Annotated in this window: 18 protein-coding genes, 1 tRNA gene and 1 other RNA gene; 15 read left to right on the top strand and 5 right to left on the bottom strand. The window is 43.4% G+C overall.

The window, feature by feature from the left end:
• Positions 1–87: 87 nt before the first annotated feature.
• Positions 88–172, bottom strand: a tRNA-Tyr gene (locus H735_RS22015).
• Between the two features lie 282 nt (positions 173–454).
• On the opposite strand from H735_RS22015, the gene H735_RS22010 reads away from it, so the two are divergent.
• Positions 455–1,552, top strand: a complete 1,098-nt coding sequence (locus H735_RS22010; RefSeq protein WP_027726604.1) for an efflux RND transporter periplasmic adaptor subunit — start codon at positions 455–457, stop codon at positions 1,550–1,552.
• Positions 1,552–4,665 (top strand): multidrug efflux RND transporter permease subunit VmeF, encoded by a 3,114-nt coding sequence (vmeF, locus tag H735_RS22005; RefSeq protein ID WP_020195055.1) that lies wholly within the window; start codon positions 1,552–1,554, stop codon positions 4,663–4,665. Before H735_RS22010 ends, vmeF begins: the two co-directional genes overlap by 1 nt.
• Positions 4,666–4,754: 89 nt before the next feature.
• Here vmeF and H735_RS22000 read toward each other — a convergent pair whose 3' ends face one another.
• Complete coding sequence (locus tag H735_RS22000) at positions 4,755–5,330, bottom strand: porin family protein (RefSeq protein WP_020195054.1); 576 nt, start codon at positions 5,328–5,330, stop codon at positions 4,755–4,757.
• Positions 5,331–5,532: 202 nt separating this feature from the next.
• On the opposite strand from H735_RS22000, the gene H735_RS21995 reads away from it, so the two are divergent.
• On the top strand, positions 5,533–5,850 hold the full coding sequence (locus tag H735_RS21995) for a DUF1244 domain-containing protein (protein ID WP_020195053.1): 318 nt from the start codon (positions 5,533–5,535) through the stop codon (positions 5,848–5,850).
• Between the two features lie 71 nt (positions 5,851–5,921).
• Here H735_RS21995 and H735_RS21990 read toward each other — a convergent pair whose 3' ends face one another.
• Entirely contained in the window at positions 5,922–7,016 is a 1,095-nt protein-coding gene (locus H735_RS21990) for a PLP-dependent cysteine synthase family protein (RefSeq protein ID WP_005437553.1), read from the bottom strand.
• A gap of 145 nt (positions 7,017–7,161) precedes the next feature.
• On the opposite strand from H735_RS21990, the gene H735_RS21985 reads away from it, so the two are divergent.
• Complete coding sequence (locus H735_RS21985) at positions 7,162–7,629, top strand: Lrp/AsnC family transcriptional regulator (RefSeq protein ID WP_020195052.1); 468 nt, start codon at positions 7,162–7,164, stop codon at positions 7,627–7,629.
• Positions 7,630–7,687: 58 nt separating this feature from the next.
• Here the strand turns inward: H735_RS21985 and tesB are convergent, their stop codons facing one another.
• Positions 7,688–8,548 (bottom strand): acyl-CoA thioesterase II, encoded by an 861-nt coding sequence (tesB, locus tag H735_RS21980; protein WP_005437547.1) that lies wholly within the window; start codon positions 8,546–8,548, stop codon positions 7,688–7,690.
• 167 nt (positions 8,549–8,715) lie between these two features.
• Here tesB and H735_RS21975 point away from each other — a divergent pair, with 167 nt between their 5' ends.
• On the top strand, positions 8,716–9,150 hold the full coding sequence (locus H735_RS21975; RefSeq protein ID WP_005437540.1) for a YbaY family lipoprotein: 435 nt from the start codon (positions 8,716–8,718) through the stop codon (positions 9,148–9,150).
• 37 nt (positions 9,151–9,187) lie between these two features.
• Here H735_RS21975 and H735_RS21970 read toward each other — a convergent pair whose 3' ends face one another.
• Positions 9,188–9,490, bottom strand: a complete 303-nt coding sequence (locus H735_RS21970) for a DNA base-flipping protein (protein WP_005446629.1) — start codon at positions 9,488–9,490, stop codon at positions 9,188–9,190.
• A gap of 273 nt (positions 9,491–9,763) precedes the next feature.
• Between H735_RS21970 and H735_RS21965 the strand changes: the two genes are divergently transcribed.
• The 10 genes from H735_RS21965 (at position 9,764) to H735_RS21925 (ending at position 20,570) form a co-directional block, all read left to right on the top strand.
• Positions 9,764–10,507, top strand: a complete 744-nt coding sequence (locus tag H735_RS21965) for a VP0952 family biofilm-associated protein (RefSeq protein ID WP_005437538.1) — start codon at positions 9,764–9,766, stop codon at positions 10,505–10,507.
• A gap of 172 nt (positions 10,508–10,679) precedes the next feature.
• The gene (locus tag H735_RS21960; RefSeq protein ID WP_020195051.1) at positions 10,680–12,677 is read left to right on the top strand and encodes a GGDEF domain-containing protein; all 1,998 of its coding nucleotides are present in this window, start codon (positions 10,680–10,682) and stop codon (positions 12,675–12,677) included.
• A 142-nt stretch (positions 12,678–12,819) separates the two neighbouring features.
• An RNA gene (gene ffs, locus H735_RS30410) (signal recognition particle sRNA small type) lies at positions 12,820–12,916 on the top strand.
• 442 nt (positions 12,917–13,358) lie between these two features.
• Positions 13,359–13,823, top strand: a complete 465-nt coding sequence (locus H735_RS21955; RefSeq protein WP_020195050.1) for a hypothetical protein — start codon at positions 13,359–13,361, stop codon at positions 13,821–13,823.
• 27 nt (positions 13,824–13,850) lie between these two features.
• On the top strand, positions 13,851–16,625 hold the full coding sequence (locus tag H735_RS21950; RefSeq protein ID WP_020195049.1) for a DUF4150 domain-containing protein: 2,775 nt from the start codon (positions 13,851–13,853) through the stop codon (positions 16,623–16,625).
• 8 nt (positions 16,626–16,633) lie between these two features.
• On the top strand, positions 16,634–17,254 hold the full coding sequence (locus H735_RS21945) for an AHH domain-containing protein (RefSeq protein ID WP_020195048.1): 621 nt from the start codon (positions 16,634–16,636) through the stop codon (positions 17,252–17,254).
• Position 17,255: 1 nt separating this feature from the next.
• Positions 17,256–17,876 carry an imm11 family protein gene (locus H735_RS21940; RefSeq protein WP_020195047.1) on the top strand — a complete coding sequence of 207 codons (621 nt, stop codon included), beginning with the start codon at positions 17,256–17,258 and terminating at the stop codon, positions 17,874–17,876.
• A 295-nt stretch (positions 17,877–18,171) separates the two neighbouring features.
• On the top strand, positions 18,172–18,780 hold the full coding sequence (locus H735_RS21935) for an imm11 family protein (protein ID WP_020195046.1): 609 nt from the start codon (positions 18,172–18,174) through the stop codon (positions 18,778–18,780).
• A 486-nt stretch (positions 18,781–19,266) separates the two neighbouring features.
• The gene (locus tag H735_RS31730) at positions 19,267–19,557 is read left to right on the top strand and encodes a hypothetical protein (protein ID WP_020195044.1); all 291 of its coding nucleotides are present in this window, start codon (positions 19,267–19,269) and stop codon (positions 19,555–19,557) included.
• A gap of 185 nt (positions 19,558–19,742) precedes the next feature.
• Positions 19,743–20,570, top strand: coding sequence for a formylglycine-generating enzyme family protein (locus H735_RS21925; protein WP_020195043.1), 828 nt, complete (start codon positions 19,743–19,745; stop codon positions 20,568–20,570).
• Positions 20,571–20,846: the final 276 nt, after the last annotated feature.

Below are 20,846 nucleotides of genomic sequence, written 5' to 3'. Positions count from 1 at the left end.
CCAGGGTGTTTTTATACTTAGATGTTAGTTTCCCAACCTAGCTTCCAAGTTGTTCTCATGTTCAAAGGAAAAACATAAGAAAGAATATGGTGGAGGGGGACGGATTCGAACCATCGAAGGCAGTGCCGGCAGATTTACAGTCTGCTCCCTTTGGCCACTCGGGAACCCCTCCAGGGTGTTTTTATACTTAAGATTGGTTTCCCAACACATCTCTCAAGTGCGGAGCGCATCATAGCAAACTCGCTCAGGCTGTAAAGCGTTTTTCTTACGTTTTTACGTTGAATGCTGCCTTTTTGGGCAAAGATGGTAGAAAGTCAGCGTTTTGTATGTCGTTTATACAAAAGAGAAACTGACTTTTTACTTGAATTTACACTACTTGACGTTAGGCGTCGTATCAACTGATAAACTGTATTCAGTTTAATGACATAAGTTTATCTGATTAGTAGTCAAAATTATGAGTATGAGAGCCACTTTATCTGTTTTAACGCTTTCTATTTTAATGGCATCACCAGCCGCTTTTGCAGCCAAACGTGGTCCATCAACAGTTACGGTGGTAACTGAGCAAGTAGAGACGCATCAAATCAACCAGTCTTTGTCACTGATCGGCAAGCTTGAAGCTGCCCAATCGGTTGTTGTTGCTTCTGAGGTTGCTGGCAAGGTGAAAGAGATCGCCGTAAAAGCCAACCAAAACGTTCAACAAGACCAACTTCTTATTCTATTAAATGACGATAAAGCGCAAGCGGCATTAGTAGAAGCAAAAGCTTACCTAAAAGATGAGCAACGTAAGTTAAAAGAGTTTCAGCGTTTGGTTAAACGTAATGCCATCACTCAAACAGAAATCGATGCACAAAAAGCGAGCGTAGAGATTGCCGAAGCACGTCTTGATGCATCAAAAGCCAACTTAGCGGACCTAAATATCAGTGCACCTTTTGCCGGCACCGTTGGTTTTATAGATTTCAGCCGAGGAAAAATGGTGAGCGCAGGTTCTGAGCTACTGACTCTGGATGACCTTTCTGTCATGGAGTTGGATCTGCAAGTACCAGAGCGTTACCTGTCGATGCTGTCTGTCGGTATGGAAGTTCACGCGACGACCAGTGCTTGGAACGGTGTTGATTTCGTCGGAAAAGTAACAGGCATCGATACTCGCATCAGTGCAGAGACTTTGAACCTACGTATTCGTATTGAATTCGACAATCCAGAAAACCATCTCAAGCCGGGCATGCTGATGAATGCTTCTTTGGCGTTCCCTGCAATTGAAGCGCCGATTATCCCAGTTCAAGCGCTGGAATACTCAGGTACTAAGCGTTTCGTGTACGTTATTGATGAAGACAACAAAGCGAAGCGTCAAGAAGTGTTCTTGGGTGCTCGTGTTGATAATGAAGTAGTGATTGAATCTGGTGTAGAGATCGGTGACAAGATCGTCGTGCAAGGCATTGTAAACATGCGTGATGGTGTTGAAGTGAAAGAGATCGTTGCTCCAGGAAAAGCGAAAACTGCTAAGGCAAGTGGTGAGCAGGGCACGCAAGACGAAGCGGCTAAGGAAGCGAACTAATGTTACTTTCTGACGTTTCCGTAAAGCGCCCCGTTGCGGCGTTGGTATTAAGCATGCTGCTGTGTGTATTCGGCTTTGTGTCGTTTACAAAACTAGCAGTGCGCGAAATGCCAGACATCGAAAGCCCAGTTGTATCGATAAGCACTCGTTACGAAGGCGCTTCTGCAACTATCATTGAAAGCCAAATAACTTCAGTATTGGAAGACCAACTTTCGGGTATCAGTGGTATTGATGAGATCAGTTCCACCACTCGAAACAGCATGTCGCGTATCACCATCACCTTTGAATTGGGTTATGACCTTAATACGGGTGTAAGTGATGTTCGTGATGCAGTAGCTCGTGCTCAGCGTTCATTACCGGACGAAGCTGACGACCCTGTGGTATTCAAAAACAACGGCTCGGGTGAAGCTTCCCTCTATATTAACCTTAGCTCGTCTGAAATGGACCGAACCCAGCTAACAGACTACGCCGAACGTGTTCTTATGGACCGTTTCAGTCTGATCTCTGGTGTAAGTTCTATCGATCTGTCTGGTGGCTTGTACAAAGTAATGTATGTGAAGCTTAAACCAGATCTGATGGCGGGTCGCTCGGTTACAGCATCTGACATTACAGCCGCTCTGCGAAGTGAAAACTTAGAAAGCCCGGGTGGTGAAGTACGTAACGACTCAACCGTGATGTCGGTGAGAACCGCACGTACGTATAATACGCCAGAAGACTTCCAATACCTTGTCGTGAAACGCGCAAGTGATAACACGCCTATCTATCTAAAAGATGTAGCGGATGTGTTCATTGGCGCAGAAAACGAAAACTCGACCTTTAAGAGTGATGGTGTGGTTAATATCAGCTTAGGTGTGGTGCCTCAGTCTGATGCAAACCCGTTAGAAGTGGCACAAGCTGTTCGCTCCGAAGTCGATAAGATTCAGAAGTTCCTGCCTGATGGGACTCGTCTAGCGATCGATTATGACGCTACCGTTTTTATCGAGCGTTCGATTGACGAGGTTTACAGCACTCTCTTTATTACGGGTGGCTTGGTAATTCTGGTTCTGTACATCTTTATCGGTCAAGCGCGTGCAACCTTGATTCCGGCTGTGACTGTACCCGTTTCACTGATTTCCTCGTTCATTGCCGCTTATTACTTTGGTTTCTCTATCAACCTGATTACTTTGATGGCGCTGATCTTGTCTATCGGTCTGGTTGTGGACGATGCGATCGTAGTGGTAGAGAACATCTTCCACCATATTGAGCGTGGTGAATCACCATTATTGGCGGCTTATAAAGGTACGCGAGAAGTAGGCTTTGCGGTTATTGCAACAACGCTTGTTCTTGTGATGGTATTCCTACCGATTTCCTTTATGGATGGCATGGTAGGCTTGCTGTTTACCGAGTTCTCCGTATTGCTGGCAATGTCAGTGATCTTCTCCTCACTGATTGCTCTGACACTGACTCCTGTTCTAGGCAGTCAGATTCTAAAAGCGAATGTGAAACCAAACCGATTTAATCGAGCGGTTGATAAATTGTTTGCCAAGTTAGAATCGGGTTACCGCAAAGCACTGCGCGGCGCATTGAAAGTTCGCTGGGCGGCACCTTTGGTTATCGTTGCGTGTATGGGCGGCAGCTATGGCTTGATGAATCAAGTACCTGCACAGTTAACTCCTCAAGAAGACCGTGGTGTTATCTTTGCCTTTGTTCGTGGTGCAGATGCAACGTCATACAACCGTATGTCGGCAAACATGGACATCGTAGAAGACCGTTTAATGCCGTTGTTGGGCCAAGGCTTTTTGAAGTCGTTCAGTATCCAAACCCCAGCTTTCGGTGGCCAAGCGGGTGACCAAACGGGTTTCGTTATCATGATTTTGGACGATTGGAACGAACGTGACGTCACCGCGCAAGAAGCGTTGAATGAAGTGCGTAAGTCACTGGCCGGTATTCCTGATGTTCGTGTGTTCCCATTCATGCCCGGCTTCCGTGGTGGATCGAGTGAGCCAGTTCAGTTCGTGCTTGGCGGGTCGGACTATGATGAGCTTTTGGTCTGGGCAGAAATGCTTAAGAACAAGGCCGAAGAATCACCAATGATGGAAGGTGCGGAGATCGATTACTCCGAGAAAACACCTGAGTTGTTAGTGTCTGTAGATAAGCGCCGTGCCGCTGAACTTGGCGTGAGTGTACAAGACATCTCTGAAACACTGGAAATCATGCTTGGCGGTAAGAGTGAAACAACTTACATCGACCGTGGTGAAGAATATGACGTTTACTTACGTGGTGATGAGAACAGCTTCAATAACGCGGCAGACCTAAGCCAAATTTACTTGCGAACTACAAGTGGTGAGTTGGTGACCTTGGACACAGTGACCAAGATTGAAGAAGTCGCGGCATCGATTCGTTTGTCTCACTATAACAAGCAAAAGTCGATCACCATTACGGCGAACTTATCTGAAGGTTATACCTTAGGGGATGCACTCGATTTCTTAGATCAAGAAGCGATTGATAGCCTACCGGGTGATATTTCAGTGAGCTACTCTGGTGAGTCGAAAGACTTTAAAGAGAACCAAGCTAGCGTAGCGGTCGTGTTCGCATTGGCTCTTTTGGTGGCGTACTTAGTACTCGCAGCGCAGTTCGAAAGCTTCGTTAACCCGCTGGTGGTGATGTTCACTGTACCTATGGGTGTATTTGGTGGCTTCCTCGGTTTAGTCGTTATGAGCCAAGGAATGAACATCTACAGTCAGATCGGCATGATCATGTTGATCGGTATGGTGACCAAGAACGGTATCTTGATTGTTGAGTTTGCTAACCAGTTACGTGACCGTGGTATCGAGTTTGAAAAAGCGATCACTGATGCGGCAGCACGTCGTCTACGTCCAATCATGATGACGGCATTCACGACGCTGGCTGGTGCGATTCCGCTGATCATGTCGACAGGCGCGGGCTATGAAAGCCGCGTGGCAGTAGGTACGGTCATCTTCTTCGGTATGGGCTTCGCGACGTTAGTTACATTATTCGTTATCCCAGCGATGTACCGTTTAATTTCTGTGAATACGCGTTCACCTGGTCATGTTGAAGCTGAGCTGAATAAAGCGCTTAGCCATGACACTAAGGGACGTATCGCACACCCTTAATCGAACTCTAAAACATAAAAGCCGAGGCAATGACCTCGGCTTTTCTTTGTCTTCAATTCTGGGTTTAAAGCCAGCTTGAACGCGTTCGATTAGAAGCGTTTACCCAAACTCACTTGCACGCCTTCGTAACTGTCGTAGAAGTCATCAAAACCCATGTCTGCGACGTTGTAAATGTATTCAGCACGTAGCCAGATATCTTTACTCATATCCCAATGGACACCTGCGCCGATGTTGAATAGTGCGCCAGAATCGTCTGTGACTTTTTGCTCGTTCGGTACGTACATTTCAGCTTGCGTGCCAAGCGCGGTTACGCGGCCAAATAGTGAGAGTGGCGTATAACCTAAGTTATCACTCGTTACAACCGCAGACATACCTGCTTGGTAATAGTGAAGGTCTAAGTCAGTTTTTAGAGCATCATTCTTAAGTTCATTTTGTGAATAACGCAGTACCCCTTCAAATGCGAGGTATTGGTTTACATGGTAGCCCCAGCCAACCGTAATGTGAGGTGTCGACCAACCACTGTCGCGATCAGAACCAAAATTCGGTGTATCAAAGCCCACGTTACCTGTACCTAGGTATAAATAAGATTGGTGGGTTTGCTCTTGAGCGGCGAAAGTTGGCAGACTCATGGTCAATGCAGATAATAATAGGATGGCGTTTTTCATAACTTGGCGATAACCTTTGTGAAAGACCGTTTTTAGAATTAGTATTAATTTAATCAATAAGATAACTGGCAGTTATCATATCAGTCTTTTGGGTGAGTGCGTGGTTTTAGAGGGAAATTTGTTGTAATGGCGCAAATTTTAGACTCATCAGGCTCACTCATTTCTATGCTATGAGCTGCGAGATAAATAAAAGGAAAGTAAAGTGGCTGAATTCAAATACAAAAATCTAACCCAAGAAGAGCAAGACAAACTGGACGCAGCGACGTTTCGCCGTCTATTGGCGCATTTGGATGCAAACAAAGACGTGCAAAACATCGATCTAATGATCCTTGCTGGCTTCTGTCGTAACTGTTTCAGCAAATGGTACAGGGCAGAAGCGGAAGACCTTGGTGTGGATATCGACATCGATGATGCTCGTGAGCGTGTTTACGGCATGACTTACGATGAGTGGAAACAAAACCACCAACCAAAAGCGACGCCTGAACAGCTGGCAGCATTTGAAGCGCGTCAGAAAAAGTAACTCTCCTGTATTAAGCAGATAAAAAAACAGCCCGCTGATTGAGCAGGCTGTTTTTTAATAAAGTCTCTATCTTACTCGGTGATTGGGCCGCAACATGCTGGCTCAACACAACCTTTTGCTTGGATGATTTCTAGCTGTGCTAGGTAAGGTTGAATGTCACCGATGTTTTCTTTTACCCACTCAGTGTTGTAGTAAGTATCTAGGTAACGTTCACCTGAATCACAAAGCAGTGTCACGATAGAACCAGTCTCACCACGTTGCTTCATTTCACACGCAAGCTGAAGTACGCCGTATAGGTTAGTACCTGTCGATGCGCCAACTTTACGACCGATCAAACCAGACAACCAATGCGCTGTTGCAACACTTGCTGCATCCGGGATCTTGCGCATTTCGTCTACGACACCAGCGATGAAGCTTGGCTCAACACGTGGGCGGCCGATGCCTTCGATCTTGCTGCCGTTTTCGCCCTTGATATCTGCATTGCCAGATTGGAAGTAGTCGTAAAATACTGAGTTGTCAGGATCAACCACACACAGTTTTGTGTCGTATTTTTGGTAACGGATAAAGCGACCAATCGTTGCAGATGTACCGCCAGTACCTGGGCTCATCACAACCCAACTTGGGATCGGGTGATCTTCTAGCTCCATTTGGCTAAAGATAGAGTTCGCAATGTTGTTGTTACCACGCCAGTCGGTTGCGCGCTCAGCGTAAGTAAATTGATCCATGTAGTGACCGTTTAGCTCTTTCGCTAGGCGACGAGACTCATCGTAAATTTGGTCTGAACGGTCAACAAGGTGCGCTTTACCACCGTAGAATTCGATTTGTTCAATTTTCTTGCGTGCTGTGGTTTTTGGCATTACTGCGATAAACGGTAAGCCAAGTAGACGCGCGAAGTACGCTTCAGAAACCGCTGTACTGCCTGATGATGCTTCGATCACCGTGGTTTCTGGACCAACCCAACCATTACAAATCGCGTAAAGGAAAAGCGAACGTGCTAAACGGTGCTTCAATGAACCCGTTGGATGCGTGCTTTCATCTTTTAGGTAGATGTCGATGCCTTCCAAAGAAGGTAGGTCTAATTTGAATAGGTGAGTATCTGCTGAACGTTGAAAGTCTGCTTCGATTTTGCGTACAGCATTGTTGATCCAGTTGTGGTCAGTACACATAACGTGACTCCTCGAAAATCTGTAGGGTAGTTGTTTTTGTCTATAGGGATAATCTACCTATAACCTTAGAGAAAAACTTTGCTATTATTGTTCTGTTATTCATCAATGGTAGAAAAATTTTCTCTAAATTAGGAAAATGCTAGGAATGAGCTTAGATAAAATTGACAGGCAGTTACTTTCTTTCCTCCAAAACGACGGAACCTTGTCTCTAAATGACTTGGCCGAGCGAGTGAACCTGACTACTACGCCTTGCTGGAAGCGTTTAAAAAAGCTGGAAGATGAAGGCTATATCGAAAAGCGCGTGGCGTTGTTGAGCGCAGAAAAGCTCGACTTGTCGTTTATTGCGTTTGTGCAACTTAAAACCAGTGACCATTCAGAAGGTTGGTATCACCACTTTGTGACCACGGTAAGTGATTTTCCTGAAGTGATGGAGTTCTATCGCATGGCGGGGGAGTACGACTACATGATGAAGGTTGTGGTCAAAGACATGAAGTGCTTTGATGAGTTCTACAAGCGATTGGTAAATAGTGTAAGAGGGCTATCCAATGTTACTTCGACCTTTGCGATGGAGCCAATCAAGTATACAACTGAGTTGCCTATTTACGGTGCCTAACCCGAATCAAAAAAGGAGTGCGTCGGCACTCCTTTTTTTGATTGAACATCGCGATGGTTTATTTGGTAAAGCGCATCACGCCTTCTTGAACTGCGGTAGCAACAAGGTGGCCTTGCTGGTTGTAGATCTCACCACGAACCAAACCACGCGTATTGCTTGCTGTTGGGCTTTCGATGGCATACAGCAACCATTCATCCATCTTAAATGGACGGTGGAACCAGATAGAGTGGTCGATGGTTGCCACTTGGAAGTTTGGTGTCATCAAAGACACTTCGTGTGGGTGTAATGCGGTGATCAGAAAGCCCCAGTCCGACGCATAAGCGAGCAGGTATTGGTGAATCAGCTGATTGTCTGGCATTTCACCGTTGGCACGAATCCACAAATATTGTTTCGCTTCGGTTTTCTTTGGCTTCAGTGGGTTGACGATATTCACCGGACGCGTTTCAATCGGCTTTTCGCCGCAGAACGTTTTGCGTAGTCTCTCCGGCAAGAATTCTGCAATGTGGCTTGCTAGTTCCGTCTCAGAAGGGAAATTCTCTGGCCCAGGAATGTCTGGCATGGTGTTTTGGTGATCAAACCCCGGAGCGTCACCATGATAAGAAGCGGTCAGGTAGAAAATCGGACGACCGTTCTGAATAGCCTTCACGCGGCGAGTACTAAAGCTACGGCCATCACGCAGGTTCTCTACATCGTAAATGATCGGCTTTTCAGGATCGCCAGGGTATAGGAAGTAACTGTGGAATGAATGAACAGTGCGTGCATCTTCTACCGTGTATCGCGCGGCAGATAGCGCTTGTCCAATAACCTGACCACCATAAACTTGAGGTAAACCTAGGTTCTCGCTTTGTCCGCGGAACAAGCCTTCTTCTAGTTTTTCGAGTTGTAGTAGGCTGAGCAATTCTCTTAATGGTTTACTCATGATGTCTCCTCACCTTATTTTTATTGCTGCTTCAATTATGAAACAAAATCAACTGTTTGGTAATTTCTAACTTAGTCAAACTATTGTCAAATCACTAAACGTACAGCAGACAGTTTAATAATCTCCCTCTATACTTAGCGCGAAATGATACACCCGTTGAGGAAACTATGAAAAAAACACTACTACTTGTTACTTCTTTACTATTCGGTGCTGCACTAGTGGGTTGCCAAACTTCTCAAAACACAGAAATGGAATCGGCTGAGGCGTCTATGAAGACAATTACAGGTACAGTGGCTTACCGTGAGCGTATCGCACTGCCTCCACACGCAGTAGTAACGGTTGCACTTGAAGACGTTTCTCTGGCGGATGCTCCAGCTAAAGTTCTTGCTAAACAAACATTCGAAACTGAAGGCAAGCAAGTACCTTTGGCATTTGAACTAAGCTACAACAGCAACGATATTAAACCTAACCATCGTTACAGCCTGCGTGCTCGTATCGAAGTAGATGGTAAGTTGCGTTTTATCAATGATACTAGCATCCCAGTGATTACGGACGCAGAGCAAACACACGAAGCAAACATTCGTCTAGTTGGCACGCGTTAATTGCTATTGGCAATGTAAACCAATTAAAAATGGCAGCTTAAGGCTGCCATTTGTATTTTCTGAGTGAGACTTTTCCGATCTCAGACACTTCAATCCCTTCAGCTTCCAGCTTTTGCTTTTGTCTTTCTAAGTCTCGACCTTTTAATGAAATCTTGCCTTGACTGTTAATGACTCGAAACCATGGCAGTTTACTGCCCTCCGGCAGATTACCTAGCGCTTTACCTACGTGCCTTGCGTAGCCAGGGTAGCCCGCCATTTTTGCAATTTCACCATACGTAGAAACCCGCCCTGTGGGAATTTGGTGAATTACAGCAAAGATTTGCATCAAAAATTGGTCCATACTGAAAGTGTCCACTGTTGTTTACCAAGGAATGGTAATACACAAGACTTGTACTTCGCTATCAGTTCTTGCTCCTTAACATCATTTGCCGCTCGTCCGTACCTACCACTTTTTCTGTGTTCCTTTTTTGAGCTGCAATTGATTACCAGAGTAAGTTGGAAATACAAAAACAGGCTTATGCTTAGTTTATAAATAGACCCGCTCAACGACTTTTAATGCCCAGTTTGACATGCCGTTGAGTTACCAAGTTGGTTGGGGAAGCCAGGAGGCGCTATGATTTTTTCGACACTTCAATTTCTTGTTACGACTCTTCTTGCCGTGGTGTGCGCTCGTGCCATCAGTTTGAGCGAAGGAGAGATTCCGGTTCTCGCCTTAATGATCCCCGCATTGTGGATACTGCCACAAGGTGGTCTCGCAGGTCTGATTCTGCTCGGTGCCATGACCGTTTATGGCGTAACTTTATCGATGCAGCCTATTGCGCTGTCTGTCGGTATCCTGATCCTTTTCCCGTTACTCATGGTGGTGTTCTCTCGTCGGAGTTCGTTGGGCGTGTTGCTGACTGCGGGCCTGATTGTTCTCACGTTACAAGTAGGCATTATGGTCACGCAGGAGGGGGGTAAGCTAGGTGGCTCTGCTTGGTTAACCGCTGTGCAAACCTTATCTGTGATTGTGATGTGGTGGTCTGCCAATCATTGGAAACCATCGGAAAAGCACGCTTGGTGGTCTTTGTTGTTATTACTGCCTTTATGGCTAGCGGATTTGCCGTATGCGGTGCTTGTAGCATTAAGTATTACGGGTATTTTGGCGTCGATGGAAGCGCTGACTAAGATTAAAAATTCATTGCGCTGGGGGAAATTGCTTTGTTGGACCTTACCAACCGTTGGCTTTGCTGCTTTGGTCGTTAGCCCCAATATCGAAGTTCCTAACCCTGTTTTTGTTGTGTGGATATGCTTGTTAGGAACGGCTTGGATGACGGACTACATCTTACGTAGTAGTGATGAACAAGCCGAGTTATAAAATAGTTGTAGCTGCACTGAGTAAATAGTGACCCGTGCGGCAGACTATTGATTTGTTTATGAAATAATAGGCCGGATGTTATATGTTCGGCCTTTCATATTTATTGTGCATTTAATAATAAAAATTCAATCTTAGCCCCTATATAAAGTGGGCCTTTTTAGAAACGTTAGTCATGGTTAAAGTAGTTCAAAGGCTGTTGGTTTTTGCTTGCTTTCTATTGAGTCTGAGTCTCAAAGCAGAACCAGAACAAGTCTCTCATTATAAGGTGGCGACAGAGGCGGATGATGTCGTTACTCGTGTCCTGTTTGATGCGGTGGCAGAGAACTTTGGTGTCTCAATTCAGTATGTTAATTACTCGAGTTTTGATGCGATTTTAGATTCTGTCGCCAGTGGTGAAAGTGATTTTGCCGCCAACATCACCTACACCCCAGAAAGGGCGAAGCTGTTTAGCTACTCGCGTCCCACCAACATTGAATACACCTACCTGTATGGTTTAAGTGATACGATTTTGAGTGATGCGACCGTCGTTGGTGTCCCACAAGACACCATCTACGAAGCGTTACTTGAACAATATTATCCTGAGTTGATTCAGGTGCCTTACCAAGGGCATGAGGAGGCGGTATCGCTGTTACGTTCTAGACAAGTAGATGGCGTTGTCGATGCCATCAATCAACTCAAACCAATGTTGCTTGAAGGCTTTGATGCCAAGCTGCTTAATGACCACATCTCAATAAAGCCAGTATCGATTGTTAGCCAAAAGGGAACCCACCTTGAAGAACTGTCGCGATTTGCTGATTTTATCCATAGCGAAGCAGTGCAGAAGTTACTTCGAGAGAAGGTGGCTTTGTACCAATTTGAGTTGAGACAAACCGCATTGCGTGAGTCTATCAAGCAACTTCCTATCGATTTAGAAAAGCCGTTTACCATCAAATTTGAATCGATCTTTCCATATGTGGTGTACAAAGAAGATGGTTCTGTTGAAGGAATGACGGCGGATATCGTCTTAAAGAGCTGCGAGATTTTGGCATTGAATTGCCAAGTGATCAGCAAACCAAACGAGAGCTGGGAATCCATGTATAACCAGTTTATCCAAGGTGAGTTCGATATGCTTGCTCCTTTAACGATTAGCCGCGAGCGACGTACATTTAGCCACTTCCCTCAGCCTCATTACTACCCAACCTCCGTCATGGTTAAGCGCCTTGGTTACAAACCAAACGTCTATTCTCATGTCTCTCAGCTGATTTCTGAGCGTATTGGTGTGGTGAAAGATGACTTCTTCGACCAAATGCTCACACAAATGCTCCCATTAAAGGAACTCAATCGTTTTGATTCGCAGCAGTTGATGTTGGATGCCTTATTGGCGAGAGAGATTGATTACATTGCGATGGATACCGCGATGCTCAATCATTTCTTACGTTTGAGTGAGCTAATTCCCATCGAGCAAGACGATGCCATCGGAGAGTTTTACGAATCAGAACTGTCGGTTGGCTTAGCAACCAGTCAGCGCGGTGAGATTCTCGCCCCTTACTTTAGCCGTGCGATATCCATGCTGGACTTGGAGAAGATTGTTGCCCATTACGATTTGAGGCCGGATTGGCGTACTGCGTTGGAATATGAAGTGCGTTTAGCAACTCAGACGCAAGCGGTGTTTATTTTTGTATTGGTGTTTGCGCTTGGTGTGACGCTGTATCTGTATCGCCAATCGAATACCGACAACTTAACCGGATTAAGAAATCGTCGCTCGCTGCAAGTGAAGTATCGACAAGGTGTGCCAAAAGACTTGGCTATCTTGTACCTCGATATCAATAAGTTTAAGCAAATCAACGATACTTATGGGCATAGAGCGGGGGATAAAGTGCTGCAATTGCTTTCGCTAAAGATACATCGCGTTTGGGCAGGTAGAAGTTATCGTATTGGTGGTGATGAGTTCATCCTGCTGGGTTATCCAACAGAAACGCAGTTAACCAGAGCGATTGAAGAGCTAAGCGCTCTTGATGTCAAAGGTGAACATTTTGGTGAGTTGAACCAGGTAACGATTTCTGTCGGCGTGTCGACTAAGCGCGAGCGCAGCGTTAGCTTAGAGCAAGCATTGCATTTAGCGGATGAGGACATGTACTCAAGTAAGCAAGCTTCTCGCACAAGCGTTGAGCCAAACCCTTGTATGAGTTGACTTTAAAGCGCTGAATTGACCGAGTTTTGTTCAAACAGAAATGAAATGGGCAAAATCGTCGCTTTAGCCCTTGCAATCCGAGAGGCGATGCTGAATAATCCTCACATCATTTGAGACGCGCTCTCAAAACAGAATTATGGGGCCCTGGTCCTCTCGCAACAATAGCTCGTGAACTCGGTCAGGTCCGGAAGGAAGCAGCCGCAGCGGGTGACTTGTGTGCCGGGATGTGGCTGGGGTCCCACCCTTTAAAAGCCTGCAATATATGTTCGCATAAATTGCAGGCTTTCTTCATATTTGTACCATAAGTCTTCATAGTCTATTTTTTTGTCGTAGGTTTACAACAAAAGCCATTTTGCTATGTTCGATCAAACCAATAAGTCCTCTCACGTACACACCATTTGTATTCATTCAGCATATTTACGTTAGACGATTTCGATGGGCACTTCCAGAATCGCAACCTCGCTTGTGTGATTTGATTCACAACTATGAGTGCGAGATAAATCTATAGAAAAGTGAAAAACACACGCGATTAAACCAATTTACTGGCTAATTTAGTTATATTGTCTGGGTCTAATGTCTTTTAAGTCCGTACTTCAATCGTAGTAACTATTCATTTCCACATTACCTATTCAAACCGCTCAGGGATAAAATAGTTAGATCTAAAAAAGTACTAGGTCGACTATGAATCAAGAACTACCCCTAGACAACCTTAACATCACTTCAAAACCCTGCTCTCGAATTGGTTGGATAGTGGAAGTTCATCCAGAGAAGAATCGAGTAAAAGTAGATTTTGAGAATAACCCATTTTCTCAACCAATTTGGGCATCATTAGGCCGTGCTTTTACTCGGTCAGAAATTTTTATGGCCATCGATAGTAAACTCGATTGCCGTATCTCTTTTCTATCCGAAGACCTCACCATTCCAACATTAGTTGATATCTACATGTCTTTGCTGGAAGAACAAGAGCTTGTTGTTAAAGCAAAGAAAATAACACTTCATGCAGAGGAAGAAGTGCTTATTGGTTCCAGCGAGGCACAAACTAAATTTAGTGGGACGGATGGGCGTATTACTACAACGGCTAAGCATGTAAGTAGTAGTGCTGAAAAAATTCAGAAGATTCAGGGCTCTAAAGTAAAGCTCAACTAATCCACTTAATCCTGAGTAGAGCATATTATGGCAGTAACAATAAGTGCAAATGGACTCAGTGTTGTCCATAAAGGTTCGGGCGGCGAAGCAAACGCTACACTGCCAGATGTCTGTCTAACAAAAGTGGGGAAGCCCATCGTACCTATCCCTTACGGTAATAATGCTAAATCGTCTGATTTAGCTGGCGGTTCAACAACGGTGACCGCGGACGGTGGGAATAGCATTGCATTAAAAGGCAGCACATTTGCAAAAAGTACTGGCGATGCAGCAGGTGATAAAAAAGGCGTCGCCTCGGGTACTATCGAGGCGGAAGCAAAATTCATTTCAGCTTCTCCCGATGTCCTGATTGAAGGAAAAGGCGTCGCTCGCCTCTCTGACCAGATGACAATGAACAAAGCTAACACAATGTGTTTGGGTGGCGTTCAAAACCCTGCTGTCAGCGTGACAGAAGATGAAGAAGGGACATACACGGTTTACGTGAAAGCTCGGTATCCTGACGGCATTCTGCTCAAAGATGCTGACTTTGATATTACCGACCCATCAGGAAGTGTGTTAACGAGCGGGCACTTTGATGACTCTGGAAAAAGCACAGTCTCTGGTTTAAAACCGGGACAAATTAAGATTTTGGCTAAAGAAAGTACGAATGCGTTTGTTCCTAAAGTTGTGCGAATTGATAATCCACATTATTTGATGACGCTAACTGATGAAGACTTTTTCGATAGAGCATCTCAAGGTCAGCAAACATTTTGGCACCCCTACCGTATAGCTCCTCCCTCTGAAGGATGGGGAGCAATGGGGAAAAGTCTAACTGCCGATCGTTATTTTTTAGACATTGTCGATTTAGAGGTCAAAACACATTTTCTCCAGCGTCATCCAGACTTTTCATTCAGCATTCTTGCTGAAGCCTTAGTGGCAGGGATTGAAAGCATGTCTGAAGAGAGTATGGATCGTGTTCTTTCTCTTGGTTTACCCTTGGTTCTAGAGGAAGGTGAATTGCTTTCGGTTCTGTTCCGTTTACCAAAGCATGAAACAGCAGATCGAATGCTGGCATACATGCGAGCAAGAGGGAAAGGGAACCCACAAACGTTCTTACAAGAATACGATTGGCAAAGTGCAAAGCAAGCGCTTAGTAGTCAGCTTGAAGCGGTACTTTCAAAAGTCAAAGGGCGTCTCGAATCACTTAGCTCTGAGGCTAGCCGATTAAACTACCTCTATCTCTCGTCAGATATCTATGACGCGCACGTAAGTACGATAAATACCTACTCGAAAAAACTGTCCGATAACCTTTCAAGCGCGTTTGAGCGTCTTCAAACCAAAGCGGAAAGCTTGATGAATGATACCTCTGAAGTTTCAGTCATTCAGGCACCGGATAACGTGTATTCAGCAGAGGCAGGAAATATTGAAGTTGTCATAAATGCAATTTTAAAAATCGACTTAGAAGAGCAGAAGTGGGTAAAAATTCGAGCGATCTACTCAGACCGTTGGCAAACCCCTGTTTATGCACAGAACATCAAAATAATGACGAATTCTATTGTTCATGAAGAGGGAGCTTCGCTGAGTGCTATTCCGACTAGAAGCACTGAAGTAGAGACTATTGAATTAGCAAACGAAACAACGCAAGTAGAAGGTGGAGTCGCTCTTTTTAACTCATTAAAACCGAACACCGACACAGTGACAGTCGAGTATATTGGTGAACCTGGAATCGAAGAGCAAATAACTAATATCCAAGACAGCGTTGAGGCAACACTTGATGGTGCATACAACGTACTAATTGAGGACATGAAAGGGTTCCAACAACAATGGGATGAAGAGGGTTACTGGACTTTAGGTGATGGTGTTATTGACGGTGCTCAAGCTTGGGGCGCTGATATTGTTGATATGTTGTCACCTAGTTTTTGGGGAGACGCTGCGGACACTATCTCAGATTTATCTTCTTCTGCTGTAGATAAATTGGCGATTTATTCGGTCGATAAGTTCAACTCGATCACCAAGGCAATGCTTAACGAGAAGGGGCAACTGAAAAATCCAACTTGGGTATTGGAAACATTAGGAAGAGAGTTTGATTCATTCCAAGACAGTGTTTTTGAATCTGTCGATGAAGCAATTGAAGATGTGAGTAAGCTGTACGCAGAAAGTCAAGATGTGGTAAGAAAGCTAGAGTGTATTGCTAAGCATCGACAGACGATTCTGGAACTGCCACAGAAAATCTCGAATGGTGACGTTGATGCGGTCGAAACCTTTATTGACACCGTGTTGATGGATTTCGACCCTGACTGGGCAAAGGAAATAAAAGGCCACGAGCAGTTTCCTAACGCAATGGCAATCATAGAAGACCACGATACGATTCTGACTTATGTGACTTATCTTTCCTTAATGCTTGAGGCTATTCCACCTAACTTCTATTTCTATTACGGCGGTAAAGCGGGCACATATTTGATCCTAGAACTTATTCTCACCGTTGTACTGGCTATTTGTACGTTAGGCACAGGAGCAGCGGCTCGTATTGCGACACTAGTAGCGCGTTTTGCGGCTGGTGCTAAGAAGGTCAAAGGAATAAGAAATGCGGCTAAAGCTTTCGATTCATTTATTAAGGCAGTGGAAAGCTTGATTGATGTACTTTCAGATTATCAGGAACTAGCGGAGAAACTGGTTAAACGCCCACTTGGGAAATTCAAAGGCAAACCCGTTACAACTATGACTGCGAAGAAGAAAGCGGTGAAACGAGACGCAAGCTGTAGGCTTTGTCATTCCAACCAACATAAAACGCCTCGTTATAAACGGGGTGAGTTAGAGTATATATAGAGTTCACTATGGCTAAAGGATATAGAGAAGTTGTACTGGATCCGGCTAAAAAAGATCCTAATCACCCTATTAATCATGGGATAAAAATGCAAGTGCATCATTTGTTGTCGCAACAGGGCTTTATCAAATCAAAAAAAGACAAAGAGTTAATTAGTTATGGGTATGATATTAACGTTAAAGAGAATTTAGTAGCTCTGCCTAATGAAATGGATGCCGCCTGTTATTTAAGGGTTCAGGTTCATCGAGGTAATCATCCCGGTTTTGTAGACAATAATGATAGTGATGATGACCACCCTAAATCCTACCATAAGCACATTGCGAATATGTTGAGGAATGCAACTAAAAAGTTAGAAGATAATTGTGCTACTGGTAATGAGAGAACAGTGCGAAGGTATATTAGCCTGTATAGTCACTCTGTGTTATCAAAAATTAGTGATTTTGAAATACCTTTAACAAAAGCTTACAAAGCATTCGAGAAAAATGAGCCAGGCTGTGGTGGAGAAACCTCAGGTCCCGCTTTGTTTGCAAAATATAGTATAGGTGAATCAAGAGTTTGCAATCGAAATGTAGATCATGCAAAGTTTAGCAGTTTTAAACAAGTCCCATATAAGCTAGAAGTCGGTAGATAAAATGAAAGATTACAATGAAGATTACTATTTATTGTTTGCAAATCCAGACTATGAGGAATATGACATTGAACCTGATGACTCTTCAGCAAAGCGCAACTATGACTCAGAAGAGCTTGATTTTGGACAAAAACCTTTAATCTTTACAACCGAAACATCTGATTTGAGCTTTGCTAATGGTGATTATGAGATATTTTTCCCAATAGGCAGTATTGTTGTTACGGATAAGTTAAAGGTTAAGTTAGAAGAAGGCTTATACGGCTCTAAATTTTATCCTGCCATTGTAAAAGGTGAAGATAAAGGAATCAGAGAGGATGTATGGGCTCTAAATGTCTTTAAACCTTTGGATTGTTGGGACCGAAATAAATCAATTGCCGTATACCCTGGAGGGGCTAAGTCCTTACAAGGAATAGATGTTCTGCCTTCTATTAAATCATTTCATCTTTCTCATGAAGTTCTAGATGAAATACCTGAGAACGACAGGCTAATTTTTGTAATGGATAATACTGATGTTACAAATATATTTGTTCATAGGCGAGTTGTTGATATTTTCTTCGATAAGAATATCAAAGGAGTAAACTTTTTCAAAGTTAGTCAATATCGTTTTGGAATGGAGTTTGTTTAGAGTTTCACTCTACTCCTAAACAAGTTATTTATTATAGATTAAGAAAGGTATTGTTTTGAATGTTTATGATGAATCCTATCACATTATATTTCCAGATTATGATGTTGAAGGATATTCAGTAATACCTTCTGATTCTACCGCTCTTCGTCGGTTTCATTACCGTTAACTTGTCTTTGGAGAGCCAGTTTAAGATTTAACACCAAGAATGGCCAAACGTTAGATGATGAGTAAGCATGTCGAGTGCCCTAATATGTGTGATTCATAGAGGAACAAGTTGGTCACCAAAGAGGGGAATATGAATAGTTACGAAGAACAATACTACAGGGTATTTGAAGTCCCATTTAGAGACACTTATATTCATTTAAAAGCATCATTGGATACAGGACGTCGCCGTTACAGCTTCACTAAACTAGATTTTGGTGATGGCCCTATATTCTTTACTAATGCAGAAAAAGGTGATATGCCTTTCATTGTAAGTGACTTTAATCTCCACAGTTTTTTTCCTGTAGTATCTAAGGAGATTGCAGATAAATTACTGCCGCTCAATATAAATGGCTTCCAATTGTTCCCTGCAGTTTTGATTGGTGATTATGAAGAGTGGCATGAAGATTTTTTCTTCTTTAATGCGTATGAAAACCTTGACTGTATTGATTTCGAACGTAGTGAGATACTCGACTACTCCCCTGACGACAGTAGGCATGAGGTCATAACGTATAAGTTCAAGAATGAAGTGTTAGATGCGATCCCACAAGAAAATCGTCTAATCATACGCCCTCATAAAGTTGCAGGAGGCGGGTTGTTAATTCATGAAAGCATAGTTAATAAAATCAACAAGTACGTCAAAGACTCTGAGTTTAAATTCTTTAAATTGAGTGATTATAAGTTAGGTGATAAGTATAAATAACGCGCTCTTTTTATAAGATTGGCAACTACATATAATCAGATAATATGAGAAATTAAAGCATATTAGTGATAAAGGGGGATGTTTTTATTTCCCCTTAAATTCTTCTGCACTCATCACGGGTTTGATAGAGAACGCATCCAATAGTGTAACAAGATGAATACTTATGAGCCAATATAACAATCAATACTACATTGTTTTTAAAACATATGATGAAAACACTCTGTATCTCAAGCCACAAAAACATTCCGCTATGCGAGATTACGAGTACACTAAGCTAAGCGGTGGTGAGCCGATGTTTTTTGAAAATGCCTATCGTGAAGAAGATTTAGCGAGAGGAATTGAAAAACCGATTAAGCAGGCACATATGAGCATCGCTTATCCTGTATTTTCAGATTCAATAAGACAGTCGCTGGGAAGTGTTGAAAACGATAGTTTTCAGATCTACCCCAGCGTCATAGTTGATGANNTCATCAACTATGACGCTGGGTGTTTAACATTTTTGAAGAGATTGATGTTTTAAACCTTGAAAAATGCAGTATTGATGACTTCGAACCAGATGAAGAAGAGCAGTCAATATCTGAGTACTATCTGGATGATGATAAATTGTCTGCAATACCAGAAAAAGAGCGCTTGGTCTTTATGCCTAAATGCACGGACTATCCGCATATAATGGTCCATGAGAGAGTGGTAAATGCGTTCAAGAAACACAACGTCGATACGCTAAAATTTGTAAAGGTGTCGGATTGGGTAATGGGGATGCAGTTTGTCGCTTCTTAATTGAACTTATGTGAAAGTCATTGGAAATAGGGCAGACGAGCTAAAACATTTATGCCCCTTTTCTACTTAGTGAAAAACTCGTTCATGGGCTTTTCCCATACAAACTATTCAAGATTGATTCGAAATGAAGAGCTGCCAAGGTTGAGCGTAATCTTGCGACTTGAAGTTATTTTTGAGGGGGTAATGTGGTAAGAATTTTTGGTGTTTTTTGTTGGCTTGTAGGTATCACTTTTATTTCTTTGAAAGTGCATGCAGAGAGTCAACATTCCATTTTAGAAATGATAGACATTCCAAAAGGTAACGTTGATCTTTATACATGTCCTGATGACACTAAAATTTGCAGTGAACCAGAGTTTATAATGCGCACCATTACAGTCCCTTCTTTTCGTATCGGTAAATTTGAAGTTACGATGGAACAATGGGACGCTTGTGTTTCTGATGGAGGCTGTCAAAAGCCTAAGTCTAGCTGGGCATATAAAAATCGTCCGATAAAAGAGCCATGTGTAGAGGGAGAAGTCTGCCAATACCCTGATGATATGGGATGGGGGCGTGGCACCCGTCCCGTTATCAATGTAAGTTATTCTGATGTGCAGGGTTATATAGATTGGGCTAACTCCAAGTTTGGTAAAAAGTACCGCTTACCTACGCGTGCTGAGTGGGAGTATGTCGCGAGAGCAGGTATGTCGAAGAGTTATGATTGGGGAAAACAACCTAAGGCCAGCAACGCTAACTGTAGTAACTGCGGCACTGCTTGGAGTAATAAACAAACGGCACCAGTAGGCTCTTTTCCTCCGAATCGATTTGGCGCTTTTGATATGCTAGGAAATGTAGGTGAATGGGTAGACCAATGTTTACCTAAACGAGTAAAAGGAAGCCAAGAATGTGCAGTTTACTTGTTTGTCGGCGGTGGTTGGTTTTTACCGGGGCAGGACTTAGTCCCTAATTCCTACTGGTCACGACATATAGACATTCGAGAGCCATATGTAGGTTTTCGACTTGTTGAAGAGAAATAATATGATCATGTGATTGCCACTGTTTTAGAAGCCACATTTTGACTGCTTCTAGTGTTGTGTAACTTTCTTGCACTTAACCTCTGTGTTTTTGTTGAAGCTAACCAAAAGAACATGTTACGTTTTTGAAGCTAGACAACTTATGGTTTTAGCGACTTTAAAAGCCTCGCTTATACAGCGAGGCTTTTTCGTTTCTGCGCTATAAAACACTCTCTTAGATCTTATCCCATTCTCCCAACTGGCTATTCGTCTAGCTGGTGGCTTCTCATTACTCACAAT

Source organism: Vibrio owensii CAIM 1854 = LMG 25443 (assembly GCF_000817815.1).
In the GTDB taxonomy this organism is placed as follows: Bacteria; Pseudomonadota; Gammaproteobacteria; order Enterobacterales; family Vibrionaceae; genus Vibrio; species Vibrio owensii.
The sequence above is the reverse complement of the archived record's forward strand: the minus strand, read 5'-3'. Positions and strand labels throughout refer to the sequence as shown.